The following is a 13,854-nucleotide window of genomic DNA, read 5'->3' on the forward strand; positions in this document are numbered from 1 at the left end:
ACCTACGAAGCTAATAGTCAAGAGACAGTTCACTCCTTCAGCAACAGGACATCGAGATGACCAAGCGAAGCGGAATCACGCGGCGGACGATTGTCGGAAGCGGATTGGGAATTGCGGCAGGCCTGGTATCAAGGCGATCGTTTGCGGCGAACACGAAGGTGAAGGTCGGAGCGATCATGCCCAGCAGCGGCGTGCTGGCGTTTCCCGGTCAGGCCTGCGTGCGCGGCATCGATCTCGGCGCCAAGTTCGCGCGTGAGAAGTTCGGACTCGACATCGAGATCGTTCACGCCGATACGCAAAGCCGTCCGGAAAACGGCCGGATTGCTGCCGAGAGCCTGATCCGGCAGGGCTGCACCGTGCTGATCGGCGCGTGGGATTCCGGTGCCACCATTTCAGCGCTGCAGGCCTGCGAGGCCGCCAAGGTGCCGATGGTGGTCCACATCGCGAGCGCCACCCAGGTGACTTCGCAGGGCTTCACCCAAGTGTTCCGCTATTACCCCACGTCGCTGACCATCGTGCGGCAATCGCTGGCCGAGCTGAAGTCCGTGCTTGGCACGCTGAAGGATCCGCCGAGCAGCGCCGTCGTTCTCCATCTCAACAACACCATGGGGCAGTCGACGGCGGCCAGCATCGATCAGGCGTGGAGGGAAGTGGGTGTTCCGCTCAAGATCACGCAGTACGTTGCCTATGACGAGAAGGCCAAGGATCTGTCGGTGGAGGTCGCCAAGGCGAAAGCGTCGGGTGCCGATGCTTTGATCTCGGTCACGCGCGTCAACGACGCGATCATGATCGCGCGCGAATGCATCAAGCAGGGTTGGGATCCCAAGATGGTGTTTTCGCCCAACTCCAACGGCGTGTCGGACAAGGCGTATCACGACGCGCTCGGAAAGTACGGTGACGGTCCGGTTCTGTCGGCGTTGTGGCTCAATCCGAAGGGCGCTGAGACCGACAAGATCATGAAGATGTTCGCGGCCGACTACCCGAACGACTGGTTCGATGCCAATGCGGGCTGCGCGTTCGAGGCGGTGCAGATCGTCGCAGACGCCGTGACGCGGGCGGTGTCACCGGAATCGCCGGCGATTCACGGCGCGCTCAAGACGACCGACATGAAGCCTTTCCTGATGTACGGCGACAACACCAAGTTCGACGAGACCGGCCAGAACATCCACTGTTCGATGGTGATGCTGCAGGGTCTGAAAGGCAGGCCGCGGGTGGTGGCTCCAAAGGCCATCGCGGAGGCGTCGCTCGAGTATCCGCTTGCGCCTTACAGCAAACGCTGACGTCGTTCCGTGCGGCCCCGCGAAAGCGTCGTGGGGCCGCGGTCGTCAAATGCCGAGGCAGGGACGTGCGAGCTAGGGCAAACTGTCCGAATTGATCAGGCGCGACCGCTCGGCAAGGAAGCGGCGGGGGCTCTGTCCCATCGTCTTCTTGAACATCGTGATGAACGCGCTGGGCGTTTCGTAGCCCAGTTCCAGCGACACGGCCTGGACCGAACTGCCCGCCGTGAGGCGTTGCATGGCGATCAGAATGTGGAGACGCTGGCGCCAGCGCCCGAAGGTCATCCCTGTTTCCTTGGCGATGAAGCGTGCGAACGTACTCTCGCTCATCGCGTAGCGCGAGGCGACTTCGTCCATCGTGCTGCGGTCGCCCGGATTATTCAACAAGGAGGTCGCGAGGTGTTGAAGACGGGCGTCGGGGGAGATCGGCAGATACATTTCATCTGTCGTCGTCATCTGCACGAGTTCGTCGAGCAAAACCCGGCCGAGACGGCTGGTCGGTCCTTCCAGCGGATAGAGCGGTGGGAACACAGAGAGGCGGTGGATCAATTCGCGCACCAGCGACGTGATCATCAGCGTGCAGCAGGTCCGCGGCAGCATGCTGACCTGTGGATCGATGAACACGGTGTAGAGTTTGCCGAAATCGGCCACGCAATTGCTGTGCTGCACGCCGGCCGGGATCCATACCGCGCCTTGCGGAGGCACGATCCACAAGCCGCCAGGCGCCCGGCACATCACCGAGCCATGCGATGCGACGACCAATTGGCCTTTGCGGTGTGAGTGCAGCGGCAGGTCGTCGTTGTCTTTGCTGGTTTCGAGACAGAATGAAGTGACGGGACGATCGAACTGATCCGGATCGACCGGATCATAGTTGATCCGAAGATCGGGCAGATCCATTCGCGCAAAATCCGGATCGAACTCGGTCTCGGGCGGCATTTTCAATCCTGCCAATTCGTCAAGTCAGTCAAGCCTTGATGCAGATCCTGCTGTTAACCGAGGTTAGCTGATTTGAAAGGTCAGGTCACTAGCCGCGGCGAGCCGTTGAGTTCACCAATCTGCGACAAGATGCCCGCTCCTGCGGCGTGAGCGCGTAGTGATGCGTCATGTTGCGCGGTGATCAAGCGGAAGCATCTGTCAGGCGGCCCACGGTTCGATCACTTGCTGATCAAACCAACAGCAGAGAATGCTGCGATGCGAGCTTCGGCGTCCCTCCGCAGCCAGGCAATCCGTCGGAACGCGGCCGTATTCAGCAGCACGTGCCATAGCACCAGATGCTACCAAGTGCGCGCTTTCTGGAGCCCGACGCATGACTGCACACATCGATCCGCCACGCAAGGCGATCACCGATCAGGACACGATCGAAACCGCCGATTGGCTCGCATCGCTTGGATCGCTCCACCGCAGCGCCGGTGCCGAGCGCGTGCGATACATCCTGGCTGCGCTCGATCGGCGTGCGAAGGAGCTCGGCGTTCTGCCGGACTCTCCGCCGTTTTCGCCCTATCGCAATTCGATTCCACTCGAGCAGCAGAGGCCCTACCCCGGCGACATCGCGATCGAGACGCGCCTGACGGCGATCATTCGCTGGAACGCGCTCGCGATGGTGGTCCGCGCCAACAAGGCCTATGGGGAACTCGGCGGGCACGTCGCCAGCTACGCCTCGGCCGCGGAGATTTTCGAGGTCGGTTTCAATCATTTCTTTCGCGCGTCAAGCTCCGAGTCGGAGGGGGACTTGGTGTATTTCCAGCCGCATTCGTCCCCCGGAGTCTATGCCCGAGCGTATCTCGAAGGCCGACTGTCGGACGAAAATCTGAAGCTGTATCGCCAGGAACTGAGCGGCCCCGGTCTGTCGTCCTATCCGCATCCCTGGCTGATGCCGGAGTTCTGGCAAGTGCCGTCGGCGTCGATGGGCCTCGGCCCGATCAGCGCGATCTACCAGGCGCGGTTCATGAAGTATCTGCAGCATCGCGGCCTGGTGCAGACGGCTGGTCGCCACGTCTGGGGTGTGTTCGGCGACGGCGAGATGGACGAGCCCGAATCGATCGCCGGGCTCGCCCTGGCGGCACGGGAAAATCTCGACAACCTCACCTTCGTCGTCAATTGCAACCTGCAGCGCCTAGACGGACCGGTCCGCGGCAACGGGCAGGTGATTCAGGAACTCGAATCGCTGTTCCGGGGCGCCGGTTGGAACGTCATCAAGGTGCTGTGGGGATCGGACTGGGACGATATCTTCGCGCGCGACAGCAACCATGCGCTCCTGCGCAAATTCGCCGACACCGTCGATGGCAAATATCAGACGCTCGGCGCCAAGGATGGGGCCTACAACCTCGCCAACTTCTTCAGCGAGGACCCCGAGGTCCGGGCGCTGGTTGCGCACATGTCGGACGTGGATATCGACGGCCTGAAGCGCGGTGGCCACGACTTCAAGAAGCTGTTCGCGGCCTTTGCCGCCGCGACGGACACCAAGGGTCGGCCGACCGTCATTCTGGCGAAGACCAAGAAGGGCTACGGCATGGGCGGCGCCGGCGAGTCGCGCATGACGTCGCACCAGGCCAAGAAGCTCGACGTCGACGCGCTGTATGCGTTCCGCGACCGGTTCGCCCTGCCGCTTAGCAACGAGCAAGTCGAGAATTTGGAATTCTTCAGGCCTGCGGAAGACAGCGCGGAAATTCAGTATCTGCGCGCCCGTCGCGCGGCACTCGGGGGCTACATGCCGGCGCGGCGACGCGCTTCGGCGGAGCTGCCGGTGCCGCCGCTGCAATCCTACGCGGAGTTCGCGCTTCGCGGCGACGGCAAGGAGACGTCGACCACTATGGCGATCGCGCGGCTGTTCACCAATTTGCTCAAGGACAAGACGCTCGGCCCGCGCATCGTTCCGATCGTCGCCGACGAAGCCCGCACCTTCGGAATGGCGAACCTGTTCAGGCAGGTCGGCATCTACTCGCCGGCGGGGCAGCTCTACGAGCCGGAAGATGCCGGCTCGATGCTGTACTACAAGGAAGCGATCGACGGTCAATTGCTGGAGGAAGGGATCACCGAGGCGGGGGCGATTTCGTCCTGGACCGCGGCGGCGACTTCCTACAGCACCCATAACTTCCCGTTGCTGCCGTTCTATATCTACTATTCGATGTTCGGCTTTCAGCGGGTCGGCGATCTGATCTGGGCGGCAGCGGACCAGCGCGCGCGTGGCTTTCTGATCGGGGCGACGGCCGGCCGGACGACGCTCGGCGGCGAAGGCTTGCAGCATCAGGACGGGTCCAGCCATCTGATGGCCGCGACCGTTCCGAACTGCCGGGCCTACGATCCGGCATTCTCCTACGAGGTGGCCGTCATCGTCGATCACGGCATGCGGTCGATGCTCGAGCAGGGCAACGACGAGTTCTATTACCTCACGGCAATGAACGAGAACTATGCGCAGCCCTCGATGCCCGACGATGCGCGCGAGGGCATCATCAAGGGTCTCTATCGGGTTCTGCCGAGCGCTGACGGGCCGGGGAAGATCAGGCTGGTCGGCTCGGGTGCCATTCTTCCGGAGGCGCTCGCCGCCGCGGCGATGCTGCAAAGCGAATGGAAAGTGCCCAGTGAAGTCTGGTCGGCAACGAGCTTTTCCGAGCTGGCGCGGGAGGCGCGTGAGGTGGAGCGAACTAATCGGCTCTCGCCGCTGTCGACCCCGGTCGAGAGCCACGTCGCACAATGCCTCGGCGGCAAGGTGCCGATCGTCGCGGCATCGGATTATGTCCGGGCGTATCCGCAACTGATCGGTTCTTACATCGAGGCGCCCTACACGGTTCTGGGCACCGACGGTTTCGGGCGCAGCGATACCCGCGCCGCGCTCAGATCTTTCTTCGAGGTCGATCGCAAGCAGATCGTCGTTGCGGCGCTGTCGGCGCTGGCAAAATTGGGTGAAGTGGCGCGTGAGCAGGTAGCCGAGGCCATCGCCAGCTACGAATTGCCGACCGGCGTTGCATCGCCTTGGTCTCGCTGACAGAGGGCGGAGCGCGCATGTCTCATTCAATTGAAGTCGTTCTGCCGGATATTGGGGACTACAAGGATGTTCCGGTAGTCGAAATCAATGTGTCGGTCGGCGACGAGGTCATGATCGACATGCCGTTGCTGTCGATCGAGTCCGACAAGGCGACGATGGAGGTGCCATCCCCGGCCGCAGGCACGGTGGCCAAACTGATGATCGACGTCGGGACGCGGGTTTCTCAAGGTTCGGTTCTGATGATCCTCGAAGGTCGCGGTGAATCCACCGCGCCTCCGCCGGCGAGTGCGTCGGCGCCACAGGTGGAGCGACGGTTCTCGCAGCAGGAGGCGCTGTCACAGCCGGCGCCCGCCGCTCGAGTCGATGGCTCGCCAGCACGTGCACAGCAGCCGCAGCCCGGCGGGGCTGCGCATGCGTCGCCGTCGGTCCGCGCTTTGGCGCGTGAGCTCGGCGTCGCGCTGGACTCTGTCGTGCCTACCGGCCCCAAGGGCCGGATTCTGCGTGAGGATGTGGCGGCCTTCGTCAATGGAGTGGTGCGATCGGGACCGGCGATGACGCCTGCGCCCGACGCGCCGGTCGATTGGCCCAAGGTGGATTTCGAGAGGCACGGCGCGGTCGAGCGCTTGCCGCTGACGCGGATCCAGAAGCTGACCGGCGCGAACCTCTCGCGCAACTGGAACGTCATTCCCCATGTGACGAATTTCGACAAAGCGGATGTGACCGACGCCGAAGCCTTTCGTCAGCTCGCCAATGCCGAGGCCGCGAAGGACACGGCGAAGCTCACCATGGTGTCGCTGCTGATCAAGGCCGCGGCCTTGGCGCTGCAGAGATACCCGCGCTTCAATTCGTCGCTCGATGGCGATGAGCTGATCCTCAAGCACTACGTCCACATCGGCTTCGCCGTCGACACGCCGAAAGGTCTGGTCGTGCCGGTGATCCGTGACTGCGATAAGAAGGGCCTTCGGCAGATCGCCGCGGAGATGCGCTCGCTCGCCGACAAGGCGCTCGCGGGGCAGCTCGCGTCGGGCGACATGCAGGGCGGCTGTTTCTCGGTGTCGTCTCTGGGAGGCGTCGGCGGTCAGGGATTTACTCCCATCATCAACGCGCCCGAGGTGGCAATACTCGGAGCCGGTCGTGCCGCCTCCGAGGCAGTCTGGAATGGACGCGAATTCGAACCGCGGCTCGTCCTTCTCCTGAGTCTGTCGTGGGATCACCGGGTCGTCGACGGCGTGGCCGGGGCCCGGTTCCTGGGCTTCGTCGCGTCGGTTCTCTCCGATCTGCGGCGCTTCGCATTGTGAGGACGCAGATGCGGACAGAGGAGATCCGGGTCCCCGACATCGGGGATTTCGCAGACGTCGAAGTCGTCGAGGTCCACGTCAGGGCGGGCGACGTCGTCGCGCGAGAGCAGGCTTTGATCACCGTGGAATCCGACAAGGCGACGCTGGAGATTCCGTCGCCGATTGCAGGGGTGATCACGAGCATTTCACTGCGCGTTGGAGACAAGGTGTCTCGAGGCTCCATGATTGGCAGGGCGTCGGCGTCGGACGAAGCGGGCGCGCAAGGCGAGACCGGCTCGGCGGATCAGGCCGATGCTGGCCGGCGCGCAACGGATCTTACACGCTACGATCTTGTCGTAATCGGCGGCGGGCCGGGCGGCTATTCAGCAGCGTTCCGGGCCGCAGATCTTGGACTGAGAACCGCGATCGTCGAACGCTACGGCACCTTGGGGGGAGTTTGCCTGAATGTCGGATGTATCCCGTCGAAGGCGCTGCTTCATGTTGCGGCCATCAAAGAGGAAGCCGAGCGGATCGCCGACATGGGCATTCGCTTCGGCGCGCCGCGGATCGATCTGCAGGCGCTGCGCGCCTTCAAGGACGGCACCGTCGCGAAGCTGACGGATGGGCTGAGCAAGATGGCGGCGGCGCGCCGCGTCACGGTGATCTGCGGTACCGCGAAATTCGTCTCCGCCACGCGGCTCGAGATTGCCGGCGAGGGGGCAAGCTCGCAGCAGATCGATTTCGGACAATGTATCATCGCGACGGGCTCGCGCGCGGTGCAGTTGGCGGTGCTTCCCAAGGACGAGCGGGTCGTGACCTCGACCGGCGCGCTCGCGCTGCGAAGCATTCCGGGCCGCATGCTCGTGATCGGAGCGGGGATCATCGGGCTGGAGATGGCGACCGTCTACAGCGCGCTCGGCGCCAAGATCGATCTTGTCGAAAGGCTTCCCGATATCCTGGCGGGCGTGGATGCCGATGCGGTGAAGATCTGGCGTTCGCGCAACGCGCATCGCTTCGAGCATATCGACCTTGAAAGCAGCGTATCAACTGCCGCGGTGACGCCCGACGGCGTGACGGTTGGTATCGCGGGCGCGTCAGTTGAGACGCGATCCTACGATCTCGTGCTGCAATCTGCAGGCCGCGTTCCTAACAGCGGCGAACTCGGCCTCGAACGGATCGACGTTGCAATCGATTCGAACGGCTTCATTCAGGTCGACGAGCAGATGAGAACGACGGCGCGCAACGTCTTCGCCATCGGCGACGTCGTCGGCGGTGCGATGCTGGCGCACAAGGCCGTTCACGAGGGGCACGTCGCCGCGGAAGTAGCTGCCGGAAAGCCGGCGGCCTTTACCGCGAAGATCGTCCCCAATGTCGCCTACACCGATCCTGAGATCGCCTGGGTCGGCAAGTCCGAGCGTGATGTCGCCGAATCCGGACGGAAGATCCGTTCGACAAAATTCCCATGGGCCGCGTCCGGCCGGGCCATCGCGTCGGGCGCATCCTATGGCATGACGAAGCTGCTGTTCGACGCCGAAACCGGTCGCATCGTCGGGGGCGTGATCGTCGGACCGCATGCCGGCGATATGATCGGGGAAATCTGTCTCGCTATCGAAATGGGGGCTGACGCGATCGATATCGGAAAGACCATTCACCCGCATCCGACCCTCGGCGAGACGATCGGCATGGCTGCCGAAGTCCATGAGGGCATTTGCACCGACCTGCCTCCAATCGCCAGAAAGCCGTAGATCAGTTGGCCCAATCGATGTCCGTTATCGAAGCCCTTGAACAACGTCGCGCCGGTGCCAAACTCGGCGGCGGCGAGAAGCGCATCGAGGCGCAGCACGCCCGCGGCAAGCTGACCGCGCGCGAGCGCATCGAGCTCTTGCTCGACAAGGGATCGTTCGAGGAGTTCGACATGTTCGTCGAGCACCGCTCCACCGAGTTCGGCATGGAGAAGAACAAGATCCCCGGCGATGGCGTCGTCACCGGCTGGGGTACCGTCAACGGCCGCAAGACGTTCGTCTTTGCCAAGGATTTTACGGTGTTCGGCGGCTCGCTCTCGGAAACGCACGCGCTGAAGATCACGAAACTCCAGGACATGGCGATGAAGGCGCGGGCGCCGATCATCGGCCTCTATGACGCGGGCGGCGCCCGCATCCAGGAAGGCGTCGCCGCGCTTGCCGGCTATTCCTACGTGTTCCGCCGCAACGTGCTCGCCTCGGGCGTGATCCCGCAGATTTCGGTGATCATGGGTCCCTGCGCCGGCGGTGACGTCTATTCGCCGGCGATGACCGACTTCATCTTCATGGTGAAGAACACCAGCTACATGTTCGTCACCGGCCCCGACGTTGTGAAGACCGTCACCAACGAGGTCGTCACCGCCGAGGAACTCGGCGGCGCCTCGGTACACGCGACGCGCTCCTCGATCGCCGATGGCGCCTTCGAGAACGACGTCGAGACGCTGCTGCAGATGCGGCGCCTCATCGACTTCCTGCCGTCCAACAACACCGACGGCGCGCCGGAATGGCCGAGCTTCGACGACATCGAACGGGTCGACATGTCCCTGGACACGCTCATCCCCGACAATCCGAACAAGCCCTATGACATGAAGGAGCTGATCCTGAAGGTCGTGGACGAGGGCGATTTCTTCGAGATCGCGGAAGCCTTCGCCAAGAACATCATCACCGGCTTCGGCCGGATCGCGGGCCGCACTGTCGGTTTCGTCGCCAACCAGCCGATGGTGCTGGCCGGCGTGCTCGACAGCGACGCCTCCCGCAAGGCGGCGCGCTTCGTCCGCTTCTGCGACGCCTTCAACATTCCCATCGTCACCTTCGTGGACGTGCCGGGTTTCCTCCCGGGCACCGCGCAGGAATATGGCGGCCTGATCAAGCACGGCGCGAAGCTGCTGTTCGCCTATTCGCAATGCACCGTGCCACTGGTCACCATTATCACCCGCAAGGCCTATGGCGGTGCCTTCGACGTCATGGCCTCCAAGGAAATCGGCGCCGACATGAACTATGCCTGGCCGACGGCCCAGATCGCCGTCATGGGCGCGAAAGGTGCGGTCGAGATCATCTTCCGCTCTGATATCGGCAATCCCGACAAGATCGCTGCGCGCACCAAGGAATATGAGGACCGCTTCCTCTCGCCGTTCATCGCGGCCGAGCGCGGCTATATCGACGACGTCATCATGCCCCACTCGACGCGCAAGCGCATCGCAAGGGCGCTGGCGATGCTGAAGGACAAGAAGACGGAAATGCCGGCGAAGAAGCACGACAATTTGCCGTTGTGAAAATGTTCAAGAAGATTCTGATCGCCAATCGCGGCGAAATCGCCTGCCGGGTCATCAAGACTGCCCGCCGCATGGGAATTGAAACGGTCGCCGTCTATTCCGAGGCCGACCGCGGCGCCCTCCATGTCGAGATGGCCGACGAGGCCGTGCTGATCGGGCCGCCCGCGGCGGCTGAAAGCTATCTGGTCATCGACAAGATCGTCGAGGCCTGCCGCAAGACGGGCGCGCAAGCCGTGCACCCCGGCTATGGCTTTCTGTCCGAGCGCGAGGCCTTTCCGCGTGCTCTGGAGGCTGCTGGCATCGTTTTCATCGGCCCGAACCCTGGCGCGATCGCCGCGATGGGCGACAAGATCGAGTCCAAAAAAGCAGCAGCGAAGGCGAAGGTCTCCACGGTACCCGGCTATCTCGGTGTGATCGAAGACGACAAGCACGCGGTCAGGATCGCCGATGAGATCGGCTATCCCGTGATGATCAAGGCCTCTGCCGGCGGCGGTGGCAAGGGCATGCGCATCGCGCATTCCAAGGCCGAGGTCGGCGAAGGCTTCAATCTCGCCAAGGCGGAAGCAAAAGCCTCGTTCGGCGATGATCGCGTCTTCGTCGAGAAGTTCATCGTCGATCCCCGCCATATCGAGATCCAGGTGCTGGGCGACAAGCATGGCAACGTGATCTATCTCGGCGAGCGCGAATGCTCGATCCAGCGCCGCAATCAGAAGGTCATCGAGGAGGCGCCGTCGCCGCTGCTCGACGAGGCCACCCGCCGCAAGATGGGCGAGCAGGCCGTCGCGCTGGCGAAGGCTGTGAATTACGATTCCGCGGGTACGGTCGAATTCGTCGCAGGCCAGGACAAGAGCTTCTACTTCCTGGAGATGAACACGCGTCTCCAGGTTGAGCATCCCGTCACCGAGCTCGTCACTGGCGTCGACCTCGTCGAGCAGATGATCCGCGTCGCTGCCGGCGAGAAGCTCGCGATCGCGCAGAAGGATGTCACGCTGACCGGCTGGGCGGTGGAATCGCGCCTTTACGCGGAAGACCCGTTCCGCAACTTCCTGCCCTCGATCGGGCGCCTGGTGAAGTATCGCCCGTCGGCCGAAGTGAGCAAGGACGGCATCACCGTGCGCAACGACACCGGCGTGCAGGAGGGCGGCGAGATCTCGATCCACTACGATCCGATGATCGCCAAACTTGTGACTCATGCGCCGTCGAGGGCCGCCGCGATCGAGGCGCAGTCGACTGCGCTGGATTCGTTCTATGTCGATGGTATCAGGCACAACATCCCGTTCCTGTCGGCGCTGATGAACCATCCGCGCTGGCGGGAGGGCAATCTCTCCACCGGCTTCATCGCGGAAGAATTCCCCAAGGGCTTTTCCGTGCGCGTGCCCGAAGGCGAGGTCGCGCGTCGGATCGCCGCGGTCGGCGCCGCCATCGATCACGTGCTCGGTGAGCGCAAGCGCCAGATCTCCGGCCAAATGGGCGGCCGCGTCGTGCAGCGCGAGCGCCGCCGCGCGGTCTGGCTCGATCGCCAGGAGATCCAGCTCGATGTTGGTCGCGAGGGCGACGCGATCGCGATCCGCTTCGTCGGTGCTGAGGGCAAGGCCGGCAATGCGCATCTGTTGCACTCGCCGTGGAAGCCCGGCGATCCGGTCTGGCAGGGCACGATCGATGGTCACATCATCGCGGTGCAGGCGCGCCCGATCGCCAACGGCATTCGCCTCGCGCATCAGGGCGTCGAGGTGCCGGTCTATGTCTGGACCGAAGCCGAAGCGGCCTCGGCGAAGCTGATGCCGGTGACCACGGCGTCCGACACCGGCAAGAAGCTGCTCTGTCCGATGCCTGGCCTGATCGTCTCGATCGCCGTGACCGAAGGGCAGGAGGTCAAGGCCGGCGAGACGCTAGCCGTGGTCGAAGCCATGAAGATGCAGAACGTGCTGCGCGCCGAGCGCGATGGCACCGTGAAGAAGATCCACGCCAGTGCCGGTGCGACGCTCGCGGTCGACGCGCTGATTTTGGAGTTCTCCTGAACACCGCAAGACGCGACCTGAGATGGGCAGCGTGTCTGCAGGAATTCCGGTTACTTCCAGGCAGAAGTCATGTTGGGCAGCTCGGCGTCACTTGGGATTAGGTGGACTTGATGAAAACCGAACGGTTGGCATTGGCATCGGGCTTTGCGCCTGCTTCACGCCAGGACTGGCACAAGCTGGTTGATGGCGTGCTAAAGGGAGCGCCGTTCGAAAAGCTGATTGGTAGGACGTACGACGACTTGAGAATTGAGCCGATTTATCTCCGCGCGAAAGACATTGCACTAGTCGACGGGCGGGCACCCGCGGCGCCTTGGCAGATCATACAGCGCACCGATCATCCAGACGCGGTGACGGCCAATAGGCAGGCCCTTCACGATCTGGAGAATGGGGCGACGGGCCTGGCGCTCGTCTTTGCCGGCGCCAACTGCAGCCGCGGGTTCGGTATCGATCAAACGGCAGGTGCCGTCGCCAATGCTTTGAAGGACGTCCACCTTGATGCCGGCATCGGGATTGAACTTCAAATTGGTACAGACGGGCGTAAGACCGCGATCCATGTTGCGGAATATGTGAAGTCGGTCGGTCTCGATCCTGCCGTCTGCGACATTCGATTTGGGCTCGATCCGCTGGGCGCGTGCGCCCTAAGCGGACGCAGTCCATACACTTGGGAAGAAATCGCACGGAGCGTTGCCAGCACGATCAAAGAGCTTGTAACGCTGGGGTTCAAAGGGCCGTTTGCCGCGAGCGACGGGCGTATCGTTCATGACGCCGGCGGCTCAGAAGTGCAGGAGCTTGCCTTTGTGCTCGCCTGCGGCGTGGCATATCTGCACGCTATGGAGGCGGCGCGCATTCCGCTGGATCAAGCGCGAAGTATGATCTATGCGCGACTCACTGCTGATGCCGACCAGTTTTTGACTATGGCTAAATTCCGCGCGTTGCGGCTCCTCTGGGCGCGCATCGAATCGGCGTGCGGTGTGGCGCCGAGATCGCTGTTCATTGCGGCTGACACGTCCTGGCGCATGTTGACCCGGCGCGATCCCTACGTAAACATGTTGCGCGCTACCTTGGCGACATTCTCTGCGGGAATCGCCGGTGCAAATGCGATCACAGTTCTGCCGCACACGTTGGCGCTCGGCCTTCCAGACTCGTTTGCCCGGCGCGTGGCCCGCAACACGCAGCTTCTGCTGCTGGAGGAAAGCAATCTTGCCAAGGTAAGCGATCCTGCCGCAGGTGCTGGCGGCATTGAGGCGCTAACAACGGAGCTTTGCGACGCGGCCTGGAGGAGTTTTCAAGAGACTGAAAATGCGGGCGGCATTTTTGCCGCTCTACAGCAAGGAACGCTTCAGGCGAAGATCACAGCTACACGCACAGCGCGCCGTGCAAATCTCGCGAAACGCAGCTACCCGCTGACCGGAGTGAGCGAGTTCGCAAACCTTGGCGAAGGTGCAGCGGCGGTACTAAGCGTCAGACCGATAACTCTTCCGCCTAGTTTTGATCAGAAATTCGTATTCGACGCACTGCCGCCGATCCGGCTGGCGGAACCCTTCGAATCGCTCCGCGACAAGTCCGATGCGGTATTGAAGCTACTCGGCGCGCGGCCGCGAGTGTTTCTTGCTAATCTCGGCACACCGACCGACTTTACGGCCCGCGCGACATTCGCCAAGAGCTTCTTCGAAGCGGGAGGAATTGAGGCTATCGACGGCCCCGGCTTCGCTGACCCAGGCGAGCTTGCCCTCGCATTCACGGCATCTGGTGCCCAACTTGCCTGCCTTTGCTCCAGCGATAAAGTCTATGCGGAGCGCGCCGAAATCTCCGCCCAAGCGCTTCAGCAAGTGGGAGCTAGGCACATCTATTTGGCGGGACTTCCCTCTCAATCCGAGGCCGCGTTTCGGCGGGCTGGCATCTGCAGCTTTATTCACGTCGGTTGCGACGCCTTGGCAACGCTAAATGCCGCTTACAACCGGATCCAAAACCCGAAGGTTTCCGGCTAATCGAAAATCGAACGCGAACA

Annotated in this window: 8 protein-coding genes; 7 read left to right on the plus strand and 1 reads right to left on the minus strand. The window is 62.9% G+C overall.

Going from position 1 to position 13,854, the window contains the following annotated elements:
- Positions 1 to 56 precede the first annotated feature (56 nt).
- Positions 57 to 1,280, plus strand: coding sequence for an ABC transporter substrate-binding protein (locus X265_RS13385; protein WP_128965228.1), 1,224 nt, complete (start codon positions 57 to 59; stop codon positions 1,278 to 1,280).
- A gap of 72 nt (positions 1,281 to 1,352) precedes the next feature.
- Here the strand turns inward: X265_RS13385 and X265_RS13390 are convergent, their stop codons facing one another.
- Positions 1,353 to 2,213 carry an AraC family transcriptional regulator gene (locus X265_RS13390; RefSeq protein WP_188637450.1) on the minus strand — a complete coding sequence of 287 codons (861 nt, stop codon included), beginning with the start codon at positions 2,211 to 2,213 and terminating at the stop codon, positions 1,353 to 1,355.
- Between the two features lie 370 nt (positions 2,214 to 2,583).
- Here X265_RS13390 and mdeB point away from each other — a divergent pair, with 370 nt between their 5' ends.
- The 6 genes from mdeB to X265_RS13420 all read left to right on the plus strand — a co-directional run bounded on the left by mdeB (position 2,584) and on the right by X265_RS13420 (position 13,834).
- A complete protein-coding gene (mdeB, locus tag X265_RS13395; protein WP_128965229.1) occupies positions 2,584 to 5,259 on the plus strand; it encodes an alpha-ketoglutarate dehydrogenase in 2,676 nt (891 codons plus the stop codon).
- Positions 5,260 to 5,276: 17 nt separating this feature from the next.
- Positions 5,277 to 6,557 (plus strand): 2-oxo acid dehydrogenase subunit E2, encoded by a 1,281-nt coding sequence (locus X265_RS13400; protein WP_128969257.1) that lies wholly within the window; start codon positions 5,277 to 5,279, stop codon positions 6,555 to 6,557.
- Positions 6,558 to 6,565: 8 nt separating this feature from the next.
- Positions 6,566 to 8,281 (plus strand): dihydrolipoyl dehydrogenase, encoded by a 1,716-nt coding sequence (gene lpdA / locus X265_RS13405; protein WP_128965230.1) that lies wholly within the window; start codon positions 6,566 to 6,568, stop codon positions 8,279 to 8,281.
- A 17-nt stretch (positions 8,282 to 8,298) separates the two neighbouring features.
- Positions 8,299 to 9,828 carry an acyl-CoA carboxylase subunit beta gene (locus tag X265_RS13410; RefSeq protein WP_128965231.1) on the plus strand — a complete coding sequence of 510 codons (1,530 nt, stop codon included), beginning with the start codon at positions 8,299 to 8,301 and terminating at the stop codon, positions 9,826 to 9,828.
- 2 nt (positions 9,829 to 9,830) lie between these two features.
- The gene (locus X265_RS13415; protein WP_128965232.1) at positions 9,831 to 11,846 is read left to right on the plus strand and encodes an acetyl-CoA carboxylase biotin carboxylase subunit; all 2,016 of its coding nucleotides are present in this window, start codon (positions 9,831 to 9,833) and stop codon (positions 11,844 to 11,846) included.
- Positions 11,847 to 11,956: 110 nt separating this feature from the next.
- Positions 11,957 to 13,834, plus strand: a complete 1,878-nt coding sequence (locus X265_RS13420; protein WP_128969258.1) for a methylmalonyl-CoA mutase family protein — start codon at positions 11,957 to 11,959, stop codon at positions 13,832 to 13,834.
- The last annotated feature ends 20 nt before the right edge of the window (positions 13,835 to 13,854 follow it).

Origin of the sequence: Bradyrhizobium guangdongense, assembly GCF_004114975.1 — a bacterium.
GTDB classification, from domain to species: domain Bacteria; phylum Pseudomonadota; class Alphaproteobacteria; order Rhizobiales; family Xanthobacteraceae; genus Bradyrhizobium; species Bradyrhizobium guangdongense.

Excerpts from the sequence above, each read along its gene's own strand:
- lpdA (WP_128965230.1), top strand. The coding sequence starts at position 6,566 with ATGCGGACAGAGGAGATCCGGGTCCCCGACATCGGGGATTTCGCAGAC.
- X265_RS13410 (WP_128965231.1), top strand. The coding sequence starts at position 8,299 with ATGTCCGTTATCGAAGCCCTTGAACAACGTCGCGCCGGTGCCAAACTC.
- mdeB (WP_128965229.1), top strand. The coding sequence starts at position 2,584 with ATGACTGCACACATCGATCCGCCACGCAAGGCGATCACCGATCAGGAC.
- X265_RS13400 (WP_128969257.1), top strand. The coding sequence starts at position 5,277 with ATGTCTCATTCAATTGAAGTCGTTCTGCCGGATATTGGGGACTACAAG.
- X265_RS13390 (WP_188637450.1), bottom strand. The coding sequence starts at position 2,213 with ATGCCGCCCGAGACCGAGTTCGATCCGGATTTTGCGCGAATGGATCTG.
- X265_RS13420 (WP_128969258.1), top strand. The coding sequence starts at position 11,957 with ATGAAAACCGAACGGTTGGCATTGGCATCGGGCTTTGCGCCTGCTTCA.
- X265_RS13415 (WP_128965232.1), top strand. The coding sequence starts at position 9,831 with ATGTTCAAGAAGATTCTGATCGCCAATCGCGGCGAAATCGCCTGCCGG.
- X265_RS13385 (WP_128965228.1), top strand. The coding sequence starts at position 57 with ATGACCAAGCGAAGCGGAATCACGCGGCGGACGATTGTCGGAAGCGGA.